General features: G+C 46.9%; 19 protein-coding genes and 1 pseudogene. 6 read left to right on the top strand and 14 right to left on the bottom strand.

The genetic code is table 11. From position 1 onward, the window contains the following. Nucleotides 1-31: 31 nt before the first annotated feature. Genes copD through N6G83_RS44495 form a run of 4 tightly spaced genes read right to left on the bottom strand, consistent with a single transcriptional unit; the run spans nucleotide 32 to nucleotide 4,092 of the window. Nucleotides 32-964, bottom strand: coding sequence for a copper homeostasis membrane protein CopD (gene copD, locus N6G83_RS44480; RefSeq protein ID WP_050136363.1), 933 nt, complete (start codon nucleotides 962-964; stop codon nucleotides 32-34). 5 nt (nucleotides 965-969) lie between these two features. Next, on the bottom strand, nucleotides 970-1,350 hold the full coding sequence (gene copC, locus N6G83_RS44485; protein ID WP_050136368.1) for a copper homeostasis periplasmic binding protein CopC: 381 nt from the start codon (nucleotides 1,348-1,350) through the stop codon (nucleotides 970-972). Between the two features lie 28 nt (nucleotides 1,351-1,378). Further along, nucleotides 1,379-2,236: a copper resistance protein B gene (locus N6G83_RS44490; protein WP_226716387.1), complete on the bottom strand. Its 858-nt coding sequence runs from the start codon at nucleotides 2,234-2,236 to the stop codon at nucleotides 1,379-1,381. Nucleotides 2,237-2,274: 38 nt separating this feature from the next. Continuing rightward, nucleotides 2,275-4,092, bottom strand: a complete 1,818-nt coding sequence (locus N6G83_RS44495) for a copper resistance system multicopper oxidase (RefSeq protein ID WP_050136374.1) — start codon at nucleotides 4,090-4,092, stop codon at nucleotides 2,275-2,277. A 254-nt stretch (nucleotides 4,093-4,346) separates the two neighbouring features. Between N6G83_RS44495 and N6G83_RS44500 the strand changes: the two genes are divergently transcribed. From N6G83_RS44500 to N6G83_RS44510, 3 genes are all read left to right on the top strand, one after another. Continuing rightward, a complete protein-coding gene (locus N6G83_RS44500; protein ID WP_050136377.1) occupies nucleotides 4,347-4,787 on the top strand; it encodes a hypothetical protein in 441 nt (146 codons plus the stop codon). Between the two features lie 69 nt (nucleotides 4,788-4,856). Next, the gene (locus tag N6G83_RS44505; RefSeq protein ID WP_050136380.1) at nucleotides 4,857-5,054 is read left to right on the top strand and encodes a hypothetical protein; all 198 of its coding nucleotides are present in this window, start codon (nucleotides 4,857-4,859) and stop codon (nucleotides 5,052-5,054) included. 151 nt (nucleotides 5,055-5,205) lie between these two features. Then, complete coding sequence (locus tag N6G83_RS44510) at nucleotides 5,206-5,943, top strand: peptidoglycan DD-metalloendopeptidase family protein (RefSeq protein WP_050919680.1); 738 nt, start codon at nucleotides 5,206-5,208, stop codon at nucleotides 5,941-5,943. A 29-nt stretch (nucleotides 5,944-5,972) separates the two neighbouring features. Here the strand turns inward: N6G83_RS44510 and N6G83_RS44515 are convergent, their stop codons facing one another. The 7 genes from N6G83_RS44515 to N6G83_RS44545 form a co-directional block, all read right to left on the bottom strand. Then, nucleotides 5,973-6,164 (bottom strand): DUF2933 domain-containing protein, encoded by a 192-nt coding sequence (locus tag N6G83_RS44515; protein WP_050136383.1) that lies wholly within the window; start codon nucleotides 6,162-6,164, stop codon nucleotides 5,973-5,975. Between the two features lie 42 nt (nucleotides 6,165-6,206). Then, nucleotides 6,207-8,639, bottom strand: coding sequence for a heavy metal translocating P-type ATPase (locus N6G83_RS44520; protein ID WP_306423607.1), 2,433 nt, complete (start codon nucleotides 8,637-8,639; stop codon nucleotides 6,207-6,209). Between the two features lie 169 nt (nucleotides 8,640-8,808). Next, on the bottom strand, nucleotides 8,809-9,249 hold the full coding sequence (locus tag N6G83_RS44525) for a DUF411 domain-containing protein (protein ID WP_050136386.1): 441 nt from the start codon (nucleotides 9,247-9,249) through the stop codon (nucleotides 8,809-8,811). Nucleotides 9,250-9,351: 102 nt separating this feature from the next. Continuing rightward, nucleotides 9,352-12,489: a CusA/CzcA family heavy metal efflux RND transporter gene (locus tag N6G83_RS44530; protein WP_050136389.1), complete on the bottom strand. Its 3,138-nt coding sequence runs from the start codon at nucleotides 12,487-12,489 to the stop codon at nucleotides 9,352-9,354. Nucleotides 12,490-12,499: 10 nt separating this feature from the next. Next, nucleotides 12,500-13,783: an efflux RND transporter periplasmic adaptor subunit gene (locus tag N6G83_RS44535; RefSeq protein WP_050136391.1), complete on the bottom strand. Its 1,284-nt coding sequence runs from the start codon at nucleotides 13,781-13,783 to the stop codon at nucleotides 12,500-12,502. 127 nt (nucleotides 13,784-13,910) lie between these two features. After that, nucleotides 13,911-14,267: a cation efflux system protein CusF gene (gene cusF, locus N6G83_RS44540; RefSeq protein ID WP_050136396.1), complete on the bottom strand. Its 357-nt coding sequence runs from the start codon at nucleotides 14,265-14,267 to the stop codon at nucleotides 13,911-13,913. Between the two features lie 32 nt (nucleotides 14,268-14,299). Continuing rightward, entirely contained in the window at nucleotides 14,300-15,685 is a 1,386-nt protein-coding gene (locus N6G83_RS44545) for an efflux transporter outer membrane subunit (RefSeq protein WP_050147538.1), read from the bottom strand. A gap of 195 nt (nucleotides 15,686-15,880) precedes the next feature. Here N6G83_RS44545 and N6G83_RS44550 point away from each other — a divergent pair, with 195 nt between their 5' ends. The 3 genes from N6G83_RS44550 (at nucleotide 15,881) to N6G83_RS44560 (ending at nucleotide 18,785) form a co-directional block, all read left to right on the top strand. Beyond that, entirely contained in the window at nucleotides 15,881-16,564 is a 684-nt protein-coding gene (locus N6G83_RS44550; protein WP_050136401.1) for a copper/silver response regulator transcription factor, read from the top strand. Continuing rightward, on the top strand, nucleotides 16,554-18,002 hold the full coding sequence (locus N6G83_RS44555; RefSeq protein WP_050147540.1) for a Cu(+)/Ag(+) sensor histidine kinase: 1,449 nt from the start codon (nucleotides 16,554-16,556) through the stop codon (nucleotides 18,000-18,002). Before N6G83_RS44550 ends, N6G83_RS44555 begins: the two co-directional genes overlap by 11 nt. Nucleotides 18,003-18,347: 345 nt before the next feature. After that, on the top strand, nucleotides 18,348-18,785 hold the full coding sequence (locus tag N6G83_RS44560) for a hypothetical protein (RefSeq protein ID WP_050136406.1): 438 nt from the start codon (nucleotides 18,348-18,350) through the stop codon (nucleotides 18,783-18,785). Between the two features lie 727 nt (nucleotides 18,786-19,512). Here N6G83_RS44560 and N6G83_RS44565 read toward each other — a convergent pair. The 3 genes and pseudogenes from N6G83_RS44565 to arsA all read right to left on the bottom strand — a co-directional run bounded on the left by N6G83_RS44565 (nucleotide 19,513) and on the right by arsA (nucleotide 23,335). Continuing rightward, on the bottom strand, nucleotides 19,513-20,982 hold the full coding sequence (locus N6G83_RS44565; protein WP_050136408.1) for a sensor domain-containing diguanylate cyclase: 1,470 nt from the start codon (nucleotides 20,980-20,982) through the stop codon (nucleotides 19,513-19,515). A 26-nt stretch (nucleotides 20,983-21,008) separates the two neighbouring features. Next, nucleotides 21,009-21,354: pseudogene (locus N6G83_RS44570) on the bottom strand (recombinase family protein); the annotation flags it as partial. A 214-nt stretch (nucleotides 21,355-21,568) separates the two neighbouring features. Continuing rightward, on the bottom strand, nucleotides 21,569-23,335 hold the full coding sequence (gene arsA, locus N6G83_RS44575; RefSeq protein WP_050135182.1) for an arsenical pump-driving ATPase: 1,767 nt from the start codon (nucleotides 23,333-23,335) through the stop codon (nucleotides 21,569-21,571). Nucleotides 23,336-23,363 lie beyond the last annotated feature (28 nt).

Raw genomic sequence — 23,363 nt, forward strand, 5'->3', positions numbered from 1 at the left:
CGACCACCCCGTGGAGTGGTCGGCTGTTTCTCTATTTGCCCATGGCGGAAGGAGACAACATTCCCAACCAGGCCACCGCTGCAAGGATAATTATGGCAATAAAGAATTCTGTCAGAATACTTTGGCGCATTAAAGAGATACTTTTACTGTATTCACCCATACTGACTGTGCGTTCCAGGCGTGGGCCAAGATGAAACCTGTTTGCTGCTGCCAGCAACAGCATGAGTCCAAAGAGCCCGGTTTTCGCCAGCAGCAATAACCCCCAGGTACTGTTGACAAGTACAGAAAGAGTGCCTTCGGTAATATACACATAATTGATCGCGGCACTGAGGCTCAATGCCACAACAATAATCGTTCCTGCTGTGGCAAATCCGGCTAGCGACTCCGAGACAACCTCAACAAACTGCTTGTTGTGATTACCTTTACGCAGCAACAGTATTGCAAAGGCCGCCAGCGCTCCTACCCATGTACCCGCAGCGACAAGATGAACAAGATCGCTGAATAAGTGAAGGTAGTAGTGAATGCCGTCGTGCATGACCGCATGCCCCCCCCACGCGAGGGTGGCCAGGGCCACCATGCCCGCCAGAGTGGTTATCCAGCGTGATACTTGCTGACTGCGCTTGTACAGTAAAATACCGGCCAATGCGATAAAAAGTGCAACCAGACGAATGATCCAACTGACACCCACTTCTGTTTCTTCAATCACCATCTCTATAATATGTATTGATAACTCTCTGAAATCCGTCACTCCACTCATGGCATTTGAGACGAGAAGCATATTGAGAAATGTCAGCACAATACCTGAGGTGACCGCAAAGAAGATGAACGACCTAAAATGAATGACTGATTCTTCTTCACGTCGTGTTTTTTTTATTCCATATATCTCAAAAAAAGGCAGTCCAAAAACCAGCATCAAATCGAGATAAAGGAAAAATCGAACTATAATCATTACTTGGTCGTTCATAGCGATCACTTCACAGAGAAGGTATAATTTCCGGTAATAGGGTGTGTATCGGAGGATACCGCCCGCCAGTCAACTCGGTATGTTCCTGCAGGTAATGGTTCTCGAGGGGTGACAACCATGGACTTAGGGTTACTACCTGGTGATACTTTGGCCGCAACGGCCATTGGTGAATGAGAGGACATGCCTTTCATTCCGGTCATGGTTAATTTTGCCCCCGAAAATTTAGTGGCCAAATCTTCGGTAAAATTCAATTCTATTTTTGTAGGCGATGAAACCATTGCATTCGCCTGGGGTTCCGAACTTTTTAATTCAGGATGTGCCATTGCTGAAAAAGCAAGACCGACAGTTAATCCCGAAGCCAGTGCAGCTTGATAAAATAAACGCATAATATTTCCTATTGAATTATTTGGATAATTAAAACCACATCCTGACACCTGCCAGGAAGGCAAATTCGCTGTCCTTCTCGCCGTCATTTTTTGCAAAATCTGATGAGTTTCCATAACGCCGATCCCATGAAACACCGAGGTAAGGGGCAAATTCACGGCGCACCTCATAACGCAATCTGAGGCCGAGTTCGGTATCGGACAGCCCACTGCCTGTTCCCCGTGATTCATCATTCTGGCTGTAGAAATTGACCTCGTAAGAGGGTTGGAGAATAAGTTGGTTGGTCAATAGAATATCGTACTCTCCCCCCAGGCGAAGCGCCGCTTTACCGCCGTTTCCCACAAAGGCAGTGATCTCAGATTCAAAGTTGTAGAGCGCCAGCCCCTGGAAACCTATTGCGCCCCAGGTCTGTGGTGATGAGGGGCGAAAATCCTGCCGGATCCCCGCGACCAGATCCCACCAGGAGCCGATGGCATGCCCCCATAATAACTGGGCTTCTGCACTTTCCGTTTTACCGCCGACCCGCTTGCCCTCACTTTTAACCCACAACCGATCGATATCACCGCCCACCCAACTGTTGACATTCCAGTTGAACATATTGGCAGTATTGCTTTTTTGCCATTCCAACTGGTCAAGCAGAATGAAGTAATTAATGCTACTGTCATGAACTTTATGTCCCTGAAGAGCGTTGAATGCGGCTTTCCTGTCCTCATCCGTAATGGGGCGGATAGGCGTGCGACTCTCCGTTATCACCGGCTCCATGGCTGTCATACTCATGTCTTCTGTCTCGGCTGGTTGCTGCATGGCAGACATATCATGACCCGCATGAGAGGAGACAGGTATAGGTTGACCGGCATACGCCAAGGGAGAAAAGAGTATCCCGACCATGAGGTGTTTAACATTCCACATATTCACATTCACTCTCCTCATTCATCAACCCGAACTTCGCGAAACATGCCCATTTCCATGTGATAAAGAAGATGGCAGTGATAAGCCCAGCGACCCAGCGCGTCAGCCGTGACCCTGTAGCTGCGTTTGGTGCCTGGTGGCATATCAATCGTGTGCTTACGCACTAAAAAATTACCGGTTTCATCTTCTAGATCGCTCCACATGCCGTGCAGATGAATGGGGTGAGTCATCATGGTATCGTTGACAAGTACGATCCGGATGCGTTCTCCGTATTGAAGCAGTAGAGGCCCTGCATCAGAAAACTTGATGCCGTTAAATGACCAGGCGAATTTTTCCATATGGCCGGTCAGATGGAGCTCTATCGTTCGTGTGGGCTCCCGGCCATCGGGATCTTCAAACGTACTTTTAAGATCGGCATAGGTGAGCACTTTACGACCATTGTTTCTGAGTCCGAGACCCGGATCGCTCAGTTTGGGTGACACACTCATGGCCTGCATATCAACAAGCGGATTATTATCCTCAGATGCCGGATGACTCTGCATGCCAGGCATACCCGCCATCTGCGAATGGTCCATTCCAGCCATGTTGCTGTGGTCCATCGGTGACGACGATACCTCTGGTTGCGCCATGTCAGCACCATCCATACTCATCATCTGATCACCCTCTGCCATTCCTGCCATCGTGCTATGGTCCATGCCGGACATACCGTGATCCATTCCCCCCATCCCCATGTCATCCATGGTTAAAACAGGTCGGGGATCCAGAGGAGGTATACGGGCACTGAGCCCCTCACGTATCGCCAGCGTTCCTCGGGCATAACCCGTGCGATCCATGGACTGTGCAAAGATGGTGCAGGCATCTTCGGTTGGCTCGACGATCACATCGTACGTTTCAGCAACTGCAATTCTGAATTCGTCAACAGTAACGGGTTCTACATACTGACCGTCTGCAGCGACAATAATCATCTTCAGACCTGGAATGCGTACGTCAAAGTAGGTCATTGCAGAACCATTAATGAATCTGAGACGAACTTTTTCTCCTCGGGTAAACAGCCCTGTCCAGTTCATCAGGGGAGCTTGCCCGTTCATCAGATAGGTGTAGGTATAGCCACTAACGTCAGCCAGGTCAGTGGGGTTCATTTTCATCTCCGCCCACATTTTGCGGTCGGCAATCGTGGCTGAGAGACCCTTGGTGTTTACATCCCTGAAAAAGGAGCCGACGGTGGGTTTATTAACATTGTAATAATCAGACTGTTTCTTGAGCTTGCTCAATAAGCGTTGAGGGTTCTCATCTGTCCAGTCGGTTAGCATGACCACATGCTCACGATCATATTTAAACGGTTCTGGCTCACGGGCATCAATGATGATGGCACCGTAAACGCCTTCCTGCTCTTGCAAACCTGAATGGCTGTGGTACCAGTAAGTGCCGTTTTGATTGACCTGGAAGGTATAGACATAGGTGTCGTTTGGCTCGATGCCCGCAAAACTGAGCCCTGGAACTCCGTCCATATTGGCGGGCAGAATAATGCCATGCCAGTGAATCGACGTTTGTTCATCCAACTGGTTCTTGACCTTGAGTGTGACTTTGTCACCTTCCTTCCAGCGCAATGTTGGCCCGGGCAGGCCACCATTGATTGTTTTGGCCTGCTTGTTGCTGCCCGTGATGTTGACTGGAGTTTCACTTATTGTCAGATCAAAATGGGTGCCCAGCAGTGTCGGGGGCAGTGGAAGGCTCAGACTGGATCGGGCATTAAAACTCCACACGCCGAGGCCGCTGGTAACGCCGGTGACAGTGAGCCCCTTAATGAAAGAGCGTCGTGTAACTTTTAGCGGCATTATCTTTCTCCCTTTGAGAGTGATTCGAGCAATTCGTAGGCTGCTCTTTGGTGTTTTTGAGACGTGGACTCTGGACATTTTTAAAACTTGAAATGAAGCTAACATAAAAAAATCAACATAATCATTACATTTGCGTAATGTTGGGAGGGTAATTATTTTCATTACATTTACGTCATTTTCCGCACTGACTTTATAAATGAGGTATTATTTTATTACACCCTAAGTGTCAATATAAATAATTAAGGATAACGGTCATGAATAGAATAATTCTTATTACTTTGCTTTCCGCATTTTCCATAGGAACTTCTTTTGCTAATACCAGTGAGCAGGCATTAAATGCTCATCGATTCGTTAATAATGCGTCTGCTGTTTCACATGTCAACGCTTCCGTACATAAAGAAAGTTCAACAAGTGTAAATAAAAATAGGGCAAAGTCATTCTCTGAAATGAATGATCATGAGCGAGCTATCGTTGCACATTCATTTATGAATAACAGCAGCTCGTATGCCCATCAGAAAATTATTGAGTCTCATAAAAAAATGTTAGCACTGGAAGAAAACAAACCTGTTCCGGTTTCTTTTTCTGAGTTAAGTGCTGCCGACCGGGCTGCACTTGTGCATGAAAAAGTCAACAATGCTACCGCACCGGCTCATCAGATACAGGCAGAAAGGATCCGCGCAGCTTATGCAGATTGAGTGTGTATTTCTTCGGAAATTACCTGCCTTCTTTAGTGGAGGATATGATTAATTTGAAAGGAATTTAATATGAAAAACAATGAGTTGTTGAATGTCAGGGTCAGTGATGGTTTGGCCAGACTCTTTGCCGCCTCTGAAGCGATTTCTGATGCTGAGCTGGTAAAACTGGCAGATAAAGCCCGACAAAATGCGGCTCATTATCGCGAGGGCATCAGTCCTAATAACCGCAGTCAGCGCAAAAGTCAATCCTCATCTGGCTTATCATAAAGCGTCAGGATTTTTTGCACGACAACGTATAAAAGATATGTTACAAATATTATGACCATCTGTAGTCCCATTTTGTGTGATTAATGATGACAGATGACCCTGTCCACTCTAGAATAGCGAGTAACAATTATATTACCAGCGAAATTAGCGTATGTATTCTACTGATGTCATTAAGGATGATTTTTATATCACCGCCACCCGATCCGGACTCGGATCGGGTGAAATAGCTGCGCTTAAAAAGTCTATTCCGGATGCCATCAATTTACGGAAACTTAAAATAAATGAAGCCCTACGGCTTGTGGTCGAAAAAAGATCCGGAAAATCTCGCGTGGTCGCTTATAAATTATCTTCAGGAAAAAAAGAATATATCGCGTACCGCATTTCGGATACTGATTTTTATAAATTAGGACGTGATCCCCAATTAACGAACCTGGCTTATCCAAAACCGCCCTCTGCCCGTCTCAGTTCCTCTTTCAATCCAGCTCGCGTTAACCCGGTATCAGGCAAAATCAGTCCCCACAATGGTATTGATTACTCTATGCCGATGAATACGGCGGTGATCAGTGTCATCAGTGGGACAGTGATGAAAGCAGAATACAGCAACTCAATGGGGTATTATGTGGAGGTGGCAGGAAAAGCAGGCGTCAAGACACGATACCTCCATCTCAATAAAATTCTGGTAATGAAAGGCCAGCGAGTCAGTAGCGGTTCGACGATCGCGTTGTCAGGAAACAGTGGTCGTTCCTCTGGACCTCATTTGCATTATGAATTGCTGGTTAAGGATAGCCCCGTTGATTCTCTGGCCTTTCAGCCACAGAAACCGAAAATCGGTAAACTGGAAAAACATGTCTACGCGCACATACAACAGTATGAGCGATTTCTGGATTAACGTTCGGGGTCGACTGGCCCCGAACATCGTTATTTTTTGTCAGAAGAATCCTTTCCTTTATGGTTATGCCCATCCCCATGCCCATGGAAAAAGTGCATAAGCGGACACAAAAGCAGGATCAGATAGGGCCAGTAGCCAGCGACATGTTCCCAGTGCTCCCTGATAAGGGCAAATACCAATATAGCGATCAGGGCAACAAGAGCCAGTGTGCCATTTTTCATGATTTTCCTCCCAATGACCCGGGCTTATTCCCGGGATAACACTCAGTTATCGAGATCGGTTCTCTTTAGCCTAAGCGAATTGGCGATCACACTTACGGATGATAAAGCCATTGCTGCAGCGGCGATTATCGGGGAGAGTAATATCCCGTAAAAAGGATACAGCAGCCCAGCAGCCACAGGTACACCCAGTGCGTTGTAGATAAACGCAAAGAACAGGTTCTGACGAATATTAACCATCGTCGCCTCAGATAGCCGTCGAGCTTTCAGGATCCCCGTGAGATCCCCTTTGAGAAGGGTTACGCCTGCACTTTCTATGGCAACATCCGTACCTGTCCCCATGGCAATCCCGACATCTGCCGCCGCCAGAGCGGGAGCATCGTTGACCCCATCACCCGCCATTGCAACGATTTTACCTTCTTGTCTGAGACGGGCCACAATGGCACTTTTCCCCTCAGGAAGGACGTCAGCCTCTACTTCATCAATTCCTAACTTTCGGGCAACAGCTTCAGCGGTCAGTCTGTTATCCCCCGTTAGCATCACGATCCGGATCCCTTCTTTCTGAAGAGATTTGAGGGCACTTGGTGTGGATTTTTTAATGGGATCGGCGATGGCCATCATGCCAGCTAAAACTCCCTCGACAGCGACATAAATGACCGTGGCTCCCTCCCGACGCAGCGAGTCCGCCACTTCCTGCTGGGTTTCAGTTGAAATGCCATTTTCATGCATCGCCACTGCGTTACCAATCACCACCTCCTTGCCCTCGACCTTGCCGATAACGCCCTTCCCGGAAGGCGCATCAAAATCGCTTGCGTCGGGAATATCAATGCCATTTCTTATGGCTGCAGCGACGACAGCTTGGCCTAATGGGTGCTGAGACGATTTTTCAACTGCCGCAGTGATCCTGAGAAGGGCATCTTCTCCTCCCCGTATTAAAGAAATAATCGCGGTGACGGAGGGCGCACCTTCTGTCAGTGTGCCAGTCTTATCAATAACAAGCGTGTCAATCTTTTCCAGATGCTCAAGTGCTTCCGCATTTTTGATGAGGACACCGGATTGCGCGCCTTTACCTACCCCTACCATAATTGACATCGGGGTGGCCAATCCCAGAGCGCAGGGACAGGCAATGATTAATACCGATACTGCAGCGATCAATCCATGAGCGAGTCTGGGCTCAGGACCCCATATCCCCCAGATAATGAATGACAGAATGGCAATGACAATCACCAGGGGGACAAACCACCCTGACACTTTGTCTGCCATACGCTGAATAGGTGCTCGTGTTCGCTGGGCGTCAGCCACCATCTGGACTATTCTGGCCAGCATCGTCTCGCTGCCCACTTTTTCCGCACGAATGATCAGACTTCCCGTCTGGTTTATGGTCCCGCCAATGACCTTGTCCTCTACTCCCCGGGTGACAGGCATTGACTCTCCTGTTACCAGGGATTCATCAATGGATGAATTGCCATTTTCGACAATACCATCAACAGGCACACTTTCCCCTGGCCTTACTCTGAGCCGATCCCCCCGAAGCACGTCATCAATACTGATGTCTTCTTCCTGGCCATCGGGGTTAATTCGTCTGGCTGTTTTGGGGGAAAGGTTCAGCAGGGCTTTGATTGCCCCTGAGGTCTGTTCTCTGGCCCGAAGCTCCAACACTTGCCCCAGAAGAACGAGTACGGTAATGACTGCAGCAGCTTCGAAATAAATAGCAACTACACCAGCTGTATTTCTGAAGGAGGGAGGGAATATGGACGGGAAAAGGGTCGCAATAACACTATACAGCCAGGCTACGCCGGTCCCCATGGCGACAAGGGTGAACATATTCAGTGATCGGTTTTGTAGAGATAACCAGGCGCGCTCAAAGAAAGGCCAACCGCACCACAGAACAACCGGAGTGGCAAGAACCAGTTGGAGCCAGACGGATAATATGGGTGGGATAAGCCGGGTTAGCATTTCTGATAAATGCACACCCATCTCTAGTACAAGGATAGGCAAAGACAATAATACGCCGATCCAAAAACGCCGAGTCATATCTCGGAATTCGTTACTCGGACCTGCATCTGCAGTGACAATCAGAGGTTCAAGAGCCATCCCACAAATAGGGCAACCTCCTGGGGCATAACGTATTATTTCCGGATGCATAGGGCAGGTCCAGACGGCATCGCTACTATGACCGACATCTGGCGTGCCAGTATGCGTATGATGAGGTTGGGGATCTTTATGCTGTGCTGAGGAGGCGGACTGGGTATGAATATACTGTTCAGGATGTGTTTTGAACTTTAATTCACACGAGGCAGAACAGAAGAAAAATTTTTTATCCTGAAATGGCATACTGAACCCGGATTTCTCAGGATCTACCGCCATGCCACAAACAGGATCCTGGACAGTTTTCACTGCCCGGCGTTTTTCGGGGTGTGAGTCGGAAAGCCCGGAAGTCTCACCGGCATCAGGGATGTCGTACCCTTTCTTATTCACGGCACTTCTCCTTACGTTCACGTGACCTGTTGGACATGCACTGGTCACTCTTTTCAGGATATGTCACGGTCACAGATATCACGAATGTCTCTGTGATTTATCTGCAGTTTTCTTTACGGTATTCAGCCAGACCGGAATATAGGGCTGGCTGAAAAGTCTCTGTGCCCGTTTATTCAATGCGCTGGAACACACGCTGTGACCCGTTTTTGTCAAATGCGATGACGTTATAGGGGTCCTTTTTATCGCCCATTTCCATGCCTGGACTGCCAGCAGGCATCCCCGGTGTTGCAAGGCCATAGATACCCGAACCCGGAACCAAAGCTTTGCTGATAGCCTCCGCAGGCACATGTCCTTCAATGATTAAATTGCCAGTGATGGCCACATGGCAACTTCTTAAGTCCGTGGGGATGGCATATTTATCTTTTAATGTGGCGAGGGCGCTCTCGTTCATTACGTGAGTGTTAACTTGATAGCCCTGCTTTTCCATAACCTGGCCCCATTGCGTACAGCAACCACAATTTTCTGACTTGTATAAATCGATGATTTTTTCACCCGCGAATGCAGATAGGGAAGACGCTAGCATGATGGTCATTAACAACACTTTTTTCATAAGATCCTCTGTATGTTACTCGCACGGATTTTATTATCCGGACAGGGAAGGGTGATGGCGGGAACTCGGCTCTGAAGCCGATATTCCCGCAGATTTGCATGATTAATTTTTATGCCGACGTAGCCAGATCAATTTATAGGCTGCCGGAATGATAAACATGGACAGCAGAGGGGCGGTGATCATCCCGCCAATCATCGGGGCGGCAATTCGACTCATGACTTCTGAGCCTGCCCCAGTCCCCCACAGGATAGGTAAAAGTCCAGCAATGATGACCGCGACCGTCATAGCTTTCGGACGAACACGCAGTACAGCACCGTGATAAAGCGCGTTATCAAGACCTTCACGAGTGAATGTTTCCGGCTTGGACAATTTAGGGTCCGCTTCAATAGCCTGACGTAAATACATCAGCATCACTACACCAAACTCTGCGGCTACCCCGGTCAGTGCGATAAACCCCGTGCCCGTGGCAACGGACATGTGGAATCCCTGCCAGTACAGGAACCAGATACCACCAATCAGCGCAAACGGCAGGCTCATCAGGATCAACAAGGCTTCATCAACGCGACGAAATGCCAGGTAAAGCAGAATGAAGATAATCATGATGGTCATGGGAACCATTAACTTCAATTTCTTGTTGGCATGCTCCAGTAATTCGAACTGTCCCGAGAACGAGACGCTGGTACCCGGTTTGAGTTCGACCTTTTCACTGATAACCGCTTTAAGGTCGTTAACAACGGACACCATGTCGCGGCCACGGGCATCGATATAAATCCAGCTTGAAGGACGGGCGTTTTCTGTTTTCAGCATGGTCGGGCCTGAAATGATCTTCACGTCGGCCACATCCCCCAGGGTGATTTGCTGCTTCGTCGGCGTCAATATCGGTAATTGCTTCAATGCGCCAGGCCCGTCGCGGAACCCCTGAGGGTAGCGGATGTTGATCGGATAACGGGCCACTCCTTCCACTGTTTCGCCGACCATGGCTCCCCCGATGGCAGACGAGACAAATAACTGCACGTCACCGACGGTCATGCCATATCGGGCCGCTTTTTCCCGGTTAATATCGACATCGATATAGCGTCCACCTTCCAGGCGTTCTGCCAGAGCGGATACCACGCCAGGAACAGTTTTCGCCGCTTCTTCTATACTCTGCGCCGTGACATCAATATCGGAGAGTACCGTGCCTGAGACTTTAATGCCTATCGGGCTCTTGATACCGGTGGACAACATATCAATGCGGTTACGGATAGGCGGAACCCAGAGGTTGGCCAGGCCTGGTAGTCGAACCGTTTCATCCAGCTCTTCAATAATCTTGTCAAGCGTCATTCCCGGTCGCCACTGGTCCTGGGGTTTCAGTTGGATCGTGGTTTCCACCATTTCAAGTGGTGCTGAATCTGTTGCCGTTTCTGCTTTACCCGTCTTACCAAAAACAGAAGCCACTTCAGGCACCGTTTTGATCAGTTTATCTGTCGTCTGCAACAGGGCAGCAGCCTGACCGGGTGATACACCTGGCAGTGTTGAAGGCATGTACAGCAAATCGCCTTCGTTGATTTTAGGCAGGAATTCTCCCCCCATTTTACTGAGTGGCCATATCACGGTAAAAATTGACAGGGCAGCCACCAGAAGCGTCATTTTTGGCCAGTGAAGAACCTTCAGCAGCAACGGATGATAAATTTTTATTAGAAAGCGGTTCAGTGGGTTACTGGTTTCTGCCGGTATTTTCCCTCTGATCCAATACCCCATCAGGATAGGAATGACCACAATCGCCAGTAATGCAGACCCCGCCATGGCATAGGTTTTTGTGAAGGCCAGAGGCCCAAACAAACGCCCTTCTTGTCCTTCCAGTGTAAAAATAGGAATGAATGAAAGGGTGATGATCAACAGGCTAATAAAGAGGGCGGGTCCAACTTCAACAGAAGCATTGGTGATCACTTTCCAGCGAGTTTCATTGTCAATTTGCTGATCAGGGTGACTATGGTCCCATTCTTCAAGCCGTTTGTGCGCATTTTCAATCATGACGATGGCGGCATCCACCATTGCCCCAACAGCAATCGCAATACCCCCCAGAGACATGATATTGGCATTTAGCCCCTGGAAATGCATGATGATAAAGGCAATACACAGCCCCAGAGGAAGCGAGATAATGGCAACCAGTGCAGAACGAACGTGCCAAAGGAACAGGCCACACACGATGGCAACCACAATAAACTCTTCCAGAAGTTTATAGCTCAGGTTATCAATCGCACGGTCAATCAGTTGACTACGATCGTACGTGGTCACCACTTCCACACCTTCTGGCAGACTGCTTTTCAGGGTTTCCAACTTATCCTTGACCGCAGAAATGACTTCACGCGCATTCTTGCCTGAACGCAGAATCACTACACCGCCCGCAACCTCACCTTCACCATTCAGCTCCGCGATCCCACGACGCATTTCTGGCCCAATCTGAACACGCGCAACATCCCTTAAGTAAACAGGGACGCTATTCTCACCCGTCTTGAGGACAATATTGTTAAAGTCATCAATGCCCTGCAGATAACCGCTGGCACGTACCATGTACTCTGCTTCGGCGATCTCGACAGAAGAACCGCCCGCTTCCTGGTTGGAGGAGCCTAGGGCCTGCTTAACTTCCGGCAGGCTTACACCAAACTGGGCCAGTTTCATCGGGTCAACGAGGATCTGGTATTGTTTGACGACGCCGCCCACAGAGGCAACCTCTGCCACATTCGGAATATTTTTCAGCTCATATTTCAGGAACCAATCTTGCAGAGAACGTAATTCCGAGAGGTCATGCTTACCGCTGTGATCCACCAACGCATATTCGAAAATCCAGCCCACTCCAGTTGCATCAGGTCCTATCTCGGAGCTGACTCCTGAAGGCAACTTGCCCTGAACCTGATTCAGGTATTCCAATACACGGGATCTTGCCCAGTACAGATCGGTACCGTCTTCGAAAATCACATAAACGTACGAGTCACCGAATTGTGAAAACCCTCGGACCGTCTTTGCTCCGGGTACCGAGAGCATGGTGGTCGTCAGGGGATAGGTGACCTGGTTTTCTACAATCTGTGGGGCTTGTCCCGGGTAACTGGTTTTAATAATAACCTGAACATCAGAGAGGTCAGGCAGGGCGTCTACTGGGGTATTGATGATAGTCCAGGTTCCCCAGATGCTCAGAAACAGGGCTCCCATCATGACCAGAAAGCGGTTGGCGACCGAACGCCTGATAATCCATTCAATCATCTTCGTCTCCTCAGTGACCTGAATGTGCGTTTGCTGAAGGGGCCGTCATTTCTGGCGCTGTAGTCGCGTGTTTCTCTGGATGACGCATACGCTCCAGCGCACCGGAAATGTTCGCTTCAGAGTCAATGAGGAAGAGGCCGCTGACGACAATCGATTCACCTTCTGTCAAGCCAGCCCCAATCCCAGACTGGCGTTGTGACTCATGCAACACCTTGATGACTTTAGGAACGAACCGGCCATTGCCATCGACAGTTATGACACGTTGTTCATTGCCGGTATCGATGACCGCCTGAGACGGGATCAGCAACATATCCTGGCTCTGGGTGTTAAGTTTCAAGTAGGCATTCATTCCTGGTTTCAGTAATTCATCTTTATTGTCTACCTGCAGGCGAACTTGAAGTGTGCGGGTGGCTTGGTCAACACTGGGCAGAATATTCCATTTCTCGATGTTGAACTTTCTCTCGGGATAAGCGGGCACGGAAATTTCAAACTGAGAGTTCTCTTTCAGCAAATAAGCGATAGATTCCGGTAGCGCAGCGCTAATCCAGACCGGATCCATCCCCTGGATCTGGGCAACAACCTTATCTTTTGAAATATTCATCCCGGTTCTCAAATCAAACGCGGTGATCACCCCATCGATAGGCGCTTTAATCGTGAATCGGGTCTGAATGTTCCGTGTATTGCGTAAGCGCTGGATGTCATCTTCGGGCATCCCGGCAAGGCGAAGGCGTTCCAGCACCCCTTTAAGTTGCGTCGCTGAACCGCCAGTACCTGAGAGTAAAAGGTACTCGCTCTGCGCTTCGACCCACTCCGGAATAGTGATGTCAATCAGGGGGGTACCCTTTTTCACTTTATCCCCAATAGTCATCGGATACGCTTTTTCAATGAAACCGTCTGATCTGGCCTGGACAATAACGAATTGATATTCGTTAAAACTGACCGTGGCAGGGAGTGTCTGCGCATAAGTCAGACGTCCGGTACGGACTTTTTCTGTTTTAATACCCAGATTTTGCACCTGGGTAGGATCGATACGGATACCGTTGCTGTTTTCGGAGCCACCTTCATCGGCATATTTGGGGACCAGATCCATGTCCATAAACGGTGACTTTCCCGGTTTGTCGAACTTGGTATCGGGTTTCATTGGGTCAAACCAGAACAGAACCTTACGCTCTGATGACGGTATTTCTGTTTTGTCTGCAGAGAAAAGATAATGGTAAGCCCCAACGGATATAAGCCCTCCCATCAAAAGACTGCTGACAATAACTGCAGTATATTTAAGTTTTATAGAAGCCATATTTAATTCCACTGAATATTGATAGAAGCCAAACCTGTTAACTCGGAGGGAGCCGTAGGGGGTAAATAATCATGCCTGCCATAACAGGGGGTATGACAGGCACAATAAACGCTCATCATAAAATCAATTAAGACTGGCTTTTTTTAATTTCCTGAAGCAATGAAATAGTATCCTGCTGCACAAAAGTGAAGTTCACATGGCTACCGACTTTCAGTGCGCGGATATTGTCATCCAATGCTGTAAACGTAAATCGCATGGTCATTGCAGGCCAACCCACGGCAGGTATCGCTTCGTGCGCGATGGTGATTTTCATTTCTTTCATATCAATATCCTTCACCACCCCCGCAGTGCTGATAACCTGCTGCGAAGAAGCTTCGGCCTTCGTGTTATCTGCTGTGCTGTGTTGGTGCTCGTTTGCCTGAACACCTGCGGCCATGACAACCGAGAAGATCCCCAATAAAGCTATTTTTATTGACTGACGCATATTTATAACTCCTTATTTATTTCAAAAATAATTTATTCTGTCCAACCACCACCCAAGGCAGTGAAAAGGTTTATTTCGTTAACGTGCTGGGCATATCTCAGATCCAGAATGGCTTGCTGCGTTGAAAATAGTGTTCTTTCCGCATCCAGGACTTCGATATAACTTACAGCGCCGCTGGAATATAAACCGCGTGCCCGTAGCAGCGTTATCTGAAGGGACTCCAGAAAACGTTGTTGTGCTGTTAATTGCCCGCTTATACTTTCTCGAAGTGACAGTGCATCAGCAACTTCCTTAAACGCAGTCTGAATTTTTTGCTCGTAACTGACAATTGACTGTTGTTGGCGTACTTGCGCGAGTGTCAGGTTGGCTTTGTTACGGCCCGCATTGAAGATGGGAATTTCAATTTTAGGGATGAAATTCCACATGCCACTCGCGGCATTAAACAGGCTTGAAAGGTCAGTGCTGCTTCCTGAAAGGCCGCCCGTCAACGAAATTGACGGGAAGAATGCGGCTCTGGCTGCCCCAATATTGGCATCTGCCGCTTTCAGCACATGTTCAGCTTCCATAATATCCGGTCTTTGCAACAAGATGTTGGACGACAGGTTCAAAGGCAGTTTTACCGGATTAATATCTGTTTCCGCATTAAGTTTACCATCGGGCAGTACAGAGTATTTTCCGACCACCAGTTGGAGCGCATTGTTCGCCTGGGCAAGTTCACCTTCTCTTTTGGCAATGTCAGCACGGGTACTTTCGATCACTCCCCGAGCCTGTTCAAGTGCCAGTACGTTTGTGCTGCCGGTGATAAGTTGTTGCTCCACGAAGGCGTAGGATTGCTCGTAGTTTTTCAGTGTTTCTCTGGCAATCTGCAATTGCTCATAAGCCAGTCGTTGGTTGAAATAGCTTTGTGAGACGTTGGAAACAAGAAGAATCTGTACAGCACGCTGAGCTTCCTGGCTGGCGAAGAAATTCTGGCGGTCAGCCTCACTCATGTTCTTCAGTTTGCCAAAGAAATCCAGCTCAAAGCTGAGGTCAATGCCCGCTGCATATTCCTGGGTAGTGGAACTTTCATTTTTAAGTCCCCCACTGTAGGTGATACCGGAAGATGCATTCAGTTGCGGATATCTGTCAGCGTCTGTCACATTGTACTGGGCTCGTGCTTCCTGGACTTTGAGTGTCGCCATTTTTAGATCACGGTTGTTACTCAGCGCGTCGTTAATCAGAGTCTGTGCCTGAGGGTCAGCAAAGAATACTCGCCAACCGGTATCCTGATAGTCTGCCGTTGCCGGAACCAGTGCGTTCCGGGAGAGCGAAAATTGTTGTGGCACGGGGAGTTCAGGGCGCTGGTATTCCGGAGCCAATGAGGTACACCCCGCCAAAACGAACAATGTACTGAGAGTTAGTAGTTTTAATTTGAACATATCGTTTCTCGTCCAGGTACACCTGGTTAAATGGTTCAAATGATTTCCTGATGATTATTGTGGATACCTTACCGGAGTGACTCTGTTTGGTGAGTGACAGGATAATGACAAAACTGTCATTTTCGTTTTAATTCGTTGATATCGTCCTTTTGCCCACTAGAATGACAACATCCATATCGATGTTCCGGAGGGCGCGTGAAAATACTGATCGTCGAAGATGAGGTTAAAACAGGTGAATATCTTTGTAAGGGGTTGACTGAAGCTGGTTTTGTTGTCGACCTGGCAGATAATGGCATGACCGGGTATCACCTGGCCATGACAGCAGATTACGACCTGATTGTTCTGGATATCATGCTACCCGATGTGAATGGCTGGGATATCGTGAAAATGTTGCGGGCGGCAAATAAAGGTATGCCCATTTTGCTCCTGACGGCACTCGGTACCATCGAGCATCGTGTCAAGGGCCTTGAACTCGGTGCTGATGATTACCTGGTCAAGCCCTTTGCCTTCGCAGAACTTCTGGCGAGAGTCAGAACATTGTTACGTCGTGGCACTGCCGTTATAGTGGAAAGCCAGTTCCAGGTGGCAGACTTAACCCTTGATCTGGTGTCGAGAAAAGTGAATCGCAAGGGCAGCCGGATCACGCTGACCAGTAAGGAATTCACACTCCTTGAGTTCTTCATCCGCCATCAGGGAGAGGTACTCCCACGTTCACTGATCGCTTCACAGGTCTGGGATATGAACTTTGACAGTGACACGAATGCCATCGATGTGGCTGTTAAACGGTTACGGGCAAAAATTGATAACGATTTTGAACCCAAATTGATTCAGACGGTACGTGGCGTTGGTTATGTGCTTGAGGTACCCGATGAGGATTAACTGTCGTCACCGCCCTTTTTCTCTTGCCTCTCGCCTCACTTTTTTCATCAGCTTGTCGACGACCATCGCCTTTGTGGCATTTACGTGGATCATGTTGCATTCTGTGGAGAGGCATTTTGCGGAGCAGGATGTCAATGATCTGAAACAAGTCAGTATGACCTTGGAAAATATACTTAAAAGTCCTGATGGATCGGAGCGACAGAAAGTCGAACGACTCAGCACAGTATTGCAAAGTTACCGGAATATCTCGGTATTACTCAGCAACGGAAATAACCAGGTACTTTATCGCTCGCCGGATGGGCCCGATCTTCTCCCTGTGTCATCCACGCTGGATTTTTCGCAGCACCTTGGCTCCGGCGACGTATTTCTCTGGACAGGAGAGAAGAAAAGTAATGCGGATCACTCTGATAGCGAGATGAGGCATACAACGTACCGCCTTATTGCATCCTCAGTAAGGACGCCGGAGAGCGTCAAACCATACACGTTGCTGATAGCGCTCTCAATCGATTTTCATCTGCATTATATTGATGAGCTCAAAAACAATCTTGTCATGATCGCCTCAGTCATCAGTTTGATGATTATTTTTACTGTTTTGTTTGCTGTTCACAAGGGACATCAACCTTTAAGAAATGTCAGCCTGAAAATAAAAAATATTACTTCTGAGAATCTGGATGTCAGACTTGAGCCTGATCGGGTACCCATAGAACTGGAACAACTGGTTATTTCCTTCAATCATATGATTGAACGTATCGAGGATGTTTTTACCCGACAGGCTAATTTCTCTGCAGATATCGCCCATGAGATTAGGACTCCCATTACTAATCTTGTTACTCAGACCGAAATTGTGTTAAGTCAGCGCCGACCGGATAAAGAACTGGAGGATGTGCTTTACTCTAATCTTGAAGAATACAATCGTATGGCCAAGATGGTCAGTGACATGCTGTTTCTGGCTCAGGCAGACAATAACCAACTCATTCCTGAGCGATCAATAATAGATCTCAGGTCAGAAACGATGAAGGTCTTCGAGTTTTTTGAAGCCTGGGCTGAGGAGCAAGAAGTGAGTCTCGAGTTTGAGGGGAGTCCTGCCCTCATTGGAGGAGATCCACTCATGTTGCGGCGGGTCATCAATAACCTTTTATCGAATGCCATTCGTTATACCCCCAGAGGAATGATGGTTACCGTTCGTGTTAACGAACGGTATGAATGGGTTGATCTTATCGTTGAAAATCCTGGAACCCCCATTCCTCAAGAGCACCTTCCCCGATTGTTTGACCGCTTCTATCGGGTTGATCCCTCTAGACAAAGAAAAAGTGAGGGAAGTGGTATCGGTCTGGCTATCGTGAAATCCATCGTAACAGCACATCAAGGTAGAATTAGCGTTATCTCAGATACGATTTCAACCCGTTTCACCCTCTCTTTTCCCCGGTTCGTCGCATGAAGAGGACGGGTGTATTTAAAATAAATATGCCCGTCATATAACCGCTCACAGTTGTAAGTCAGATTCTTTCAACTAAAAGCGTTCAATAAAACAATGCATAACTATCTGTTTTATATAAAAATTAAATAAACATCCTAACATTACACATTTGTCATCATTCTGTCACGAGTCCAACAGAACCCCTCCCTTATAATTACTCTTAACTTGAACAGGCACAGCGAGATCCTGATGTTAACTGGATTACGTTGTGACCATTTACTGCAAACCGAGACATCTTTAAGATCCCCTGTAAAAGGATGTTTCAGACGATTCGAACACGTATGATGTGAAAATGGAGAACACACCATGAACAAAATTATCATTGCCACTGCTTTTGCTATGACCTTTGTTTCCTCAACCTGGGCTGCAGAAACCGTGAACATCCATGAGCGGGTTAATAATGCCCAAGCGCCAGCACATCAGATGATGTCATCTACACCGAAATCTGCGGTAGACGGTGTTGGCACAAAAATGATGGACATGGATGAGCACCAGAAAGCGGTGGTGGCACATGAAACCGTGAATAACAGTAATTCTGACGCCCATAAAAAAATGGCTGAACAGCATAAGAAAATGATGGGAGAGCAGGGCGTTACTGATGCTGAACGCAAAAATACCAAATCATTCTCGCAGATGGATGAGCATGAAAAAGCCGCCATCGCCCATGAAACGGTGAAAAATGCTCAGTCAAGTGCGCATAAAGAACAGGCTGAAAAGCATCGCAGTATGATGCAATCTAACTGAGTAAGCGTGTACCCCATAATAAAAACACATCCTTATTGACATTATTGCCCCGTCACCGGGGCTTTTTTATTGACCCAACATCCAATATGAGTGGTTTTTGATCATAATAAATATTATCATACCAATAATAATATCATGAAATTGAAATAAATCACCTCTGCACAAGTATTTTTAGACTGTATTTTACATGTGCCAGGAATAAAATTCCCATGCGTGCTATTAACCGGTAAATAAACCCCTTGATGCTTTTAACTAAATAAAACTCATGGCTGTGTAATGCTCTAGAAATTGAATAATAGACAGTTGTGAAAGTAAGGTGGTTATATAATAAGTGTAATTTAACCACGACCAACATCCAGAAGTGGGGGGGAACAGTGCTGTTAAGTAGTGCTTGGGGGTAAGTTAATTGTAAAGTTATCTAAAAATAATGAGTTTACATTGCCATAATTTTTGAGAAGCGTATTATTGTATATGTCCTGACCGCATAATCAGGACAACATAAAATAGGCTGTAAAGCAAAGCCCGGAATAGTCTCCGGGCTTTTTTTGTAAACTAAACTTAGTATGTTAAATATGTCTGATTTTTATTGATAATATTTGTTATGATTAAAAAATTATGTTGTTGTGCCATTTTGCATGAGGATTTACTGTATTTTATTAATGTTATATAATCAATGAATTGCTTTTGATTTGGATTCCATCTAATCAGAGTTAAAATAAGAAAGAGATTAGCCTTGGTAGTCCGTAAAGTTAATCATTTTTACCTGATTTCGCCCCGACCTTTTCGCTTCATATAGTTTCGCATCAGATGCTTTAAGTAAATCATCAAAATGTACAAGTTCCCCATGCGGTGGGAAGTATGTCACTGCACCAATACTGATCGTAACGGTTCTTCTGAGAGTCATTAAGTTTTCAACGCTTTTTCTTAATCTTTCACAGGCTAAAAGACAGCCTTTTTCATCTGTTTCAGGTAAAAGAATTATGAATTCCTCACCCCCAAATCGGGCTATTTTGTCCTGGCTTCTTAGTGTGCTACTTAACCTTTTGGCAATATTCTTCAAAGCAAAATCACCTTCCTGATGGCCATAGTCATCGTTATACGATTTAAAAAAATCGATATCGGCAAGTGCAAGTGATACGGAGAACGGATAACGTTCCATTCTTGTCATTTCACTATCAAACCAGAGCATGAATTTTCGGCGGTTAGCAATTTCCGTCAGACTGTCCTCTGTTGCCATCCGTTCTAGAATAGTATTGATGTTATATAATTCCTCTTTTTGTTTTTTCAATTCCATTTCCATTTTTTTACGCTCATCAATACTTTGAATCTGAGCAATGTAATATTTTACATCACCATTACTCTCCCGTACCAAGGAGACACTCAAGAGGATCCAGATATAATTGTCTGATACCGTCAGATATCTTTTCTCCAATTGGTAGGAAGGAATTTTCCCTTGAGAAAGTGTCTCTAGTAGTTTTAAGTCTGTGGTTAAATCTTCAGGGTGGGTGATATTTTGAAAGTTGATGGAAAGTAAGTGTGCTTCAGAATACCCCAGCATGTGTGTCAGTGATCTGTTGACTTTCACCCATTGCCCTGAGGGGGACACCAGTGCCATTCCGATCGTTGAATTTTCAAAAATACTTTCTAGGATATCATTGTTTTTACTCAGTTCTGAAATAACACGTTCTTTTTCAATGTTTAATAGAGTCATCTCGACTAACGAACCGATGCCATCAGCCATTAAACTAATGAACTCATGATCATCTTCAGAAAAACATATCTCTCTTATCTGATTAGAAGAAAAATTAAGTGTGCCCCATACTTTTTCTGTTACCCATATTGGCGCAGATATGTAACTTTCAATCCTCATATCAATATAGACTGGATTAGTGTTAAAATTGGGGTTTGCTCCCGCATGCTCAATGCTTATTATTTTTCTTTCATTTATCACAAGTTGACAGTAGGTGTTTTTTAATTCAAAAGTCATGCCTGCTGAAATGTTTTTTCCCGCCGGTGAAGCGGCAAGCAGAGAGTAACGGTCGCCATCTACTTGGCTTATAATCCCCAGAGACAGGTTAAAGGCTTTCAATCCTTCATTGAGAATGGCGTGGTAGGTATCCTCAAGTGAGGCATGCCTTTTGACCAATGATTCGTAAAGGGAGTGAATTCGGTTTATGTTTACTTTGCTTTCTTGCATTTTTACATTCCCTTACTTTTTTACTATTACCCGGAGGGTTTTTGCTCTGTCCGAGTAATTTTTTTCAGTCTGTATAAGACCGCACGTGATATACCTGTTTTTCCAGTATAGTTTTTTCCGGTTTATCCTGCCCTATCAACTCCCGTACTATCGCAGATTTATTGTGTGGTTTACGTCCGAACTTTACTCCTGATGCCATGGCTGTCAATTTGTCCGCTCCAAAATTCGTTCCCGTTCAGCCTCAGCCACGGCCACGGCAGTCAGTATCTGAATGACCATCTTCGCCATTGTCCCCTCGGTACTTAAGCCATTCTCAAGAAATCGAATAGCGATACCCTTTTTATAGCAGGTATCTACGATGTTGATCATGTCTGGACTCTGATTGCGGGTATCTTTCCCGAACATACAGGCAGTGTCAGGCTGCATGAAAAGTCGAATAGGTATCCGGGAAAAAGTCAGTGAGATGAGTGGCGTGTGGCGGGATGTTATGTTGATGGAAAGAAGAAGTAAAGTTGTGAATTTTCAAAACTAAAACCCTCACGGCACAAGGCACGCTCTGCGCGCGTGCCTTGTGCCGTGAGGGATGTTATTCGCTAGCTGCCAACTTTTGCAGTTGGGCCACGCCAACAGGGTCAGCGGATTGTTGAGGAACAACAGCAATCCGATGGCCGTATTTCTTTTCAACCTCAGAAATGAGGGGCAGTTCGCGATTTGAGCGGGTAATGAGGAATGGAGAGCTGGGTGATGCAGCCGCCAGGCTATTATTGATAACCCATGCCCAAGGCTCAATGTCTGCCCGGCGCAGATCTTCCTGCAGGTTGGCCGCTTCCAATACCGGTGTAGTTTCAGCGAGGGTGACAATCACCACCTTCGTTTGATCAGGATCTTGCAGTTGCATCATGGGGGTCAATGCCTGTTCACCACTTTGTCCCATCTGACGTACCATTTCGCGGTGGTAAGCGCCGGTGGCGTCCAGCAACAGCAACGTATGGCCGGTTGGTGCGGTGTCCATAATGACGAAATGGTCTTCTGCTTCTTTAATGACGCGGGAGAATGCCTGAAAGACTGCAATCTCTTCAGTACACGGGGAGCGTAAATCCTCCTCTAAAACCGCTAACCCTTCAGCATCAAGTCCCTTACCCTGATTACTCAGAACAAACTGGCGATACTTTTCTGTCTCAACCTTCGGGTCAATCCTGCTGACCGTCAGGTTATCCAGGCTACCATCAAGGGTATAAGATAAATGGGCTGCAGGATCTGAGGTCGTTAAATGAACTTTATGCCCTTTTTGTGCGAGAGAAACTGCAATAGAGGCGGCAATGGTAGTTTTACCTACGCCACCTTTACCCATTGTCATCACCAGGCCTTTGCCTGACGCACTTAATTCATCGACGAGTTGAGACAATCTAGGGAAGGTCAGATCCTGCTGGTCAGCCCGGATCGTTTCCAGTTCGTCAGTGTTGCTATCGGTGAACAATTTGCGCAGTGCACCCAAGCCTACCAGGTTGAACGGTTTCAACGGCAGTTGGCTTAAGGGTAATGCGGAAAGATTCTTCGGCATTTCATTCAGTGCCTTTTTCTCTCGGGCAATGATGCTTTCGGCCAGAATGTCATTCTTGGCCGCTTCTGCAGGCAGGATACCGTTGATAGCCAGGTATTGCTGCTTCAGACCAATATTGTAGAGCTCCTCATAGGTGTGAGAGACCTCTTTCAGAGTCGATGCCTGGGCTCTGGCAACTAGTACCAATCGAGTCAGTTCAGGGTCTGACAGTGCAGCAACGGCATCAGCATATTGATTTCTCTGTTTTTCAAGACCGATGAGTGGCCCCAGGTTTGCTGCTGCGTCGGGGTTGGCTTCAAGATAGCCTGACCAGGCTCCAGGGAGTTCCAGCATACGGATTGTATGGCCTGTTGGTGCAGTGTCGAAAACAATATGGTCAAAATCGCTGCGAAGAGAAGTGTTGGTGAGCAAGCCAGTAAACTCATCAAAGGCGGCGATCTCCGTGGTGCAAGAGCCTGACAGTTGTTCTTCAATACTTTGCACAATTTCTTTGGGCATCACATCACGGACTGGATCTAACACACGGTCTCGGTAGGCTTGTGCCGCAGCCATTGGATCGACTTCCATCGCTGACAGGTTGGCAACTTTAGTTATAGCAACAATCTGGTGCCCAATTTTCTGGTCAAATACCTGTCCGACGTTTGACGCAGGGTCGGTACTGACAAGCAGAACCTTTTTCCCGCTGTCAGCCAGTGTAACTGCGGTGGCGCAAGCCAGCGATGTTTTCCCAACGCCACCTTTCCCGGTAAAGAAAATAAAGGGGGTGATCCCTTCTAAAAAATTAATTTTCATGATGAACCTCTTCTAACTTTTTAAATTT

The sequence above is a fragment of the Serratia sp. PL7 genome (assembly GCF_945957435.1).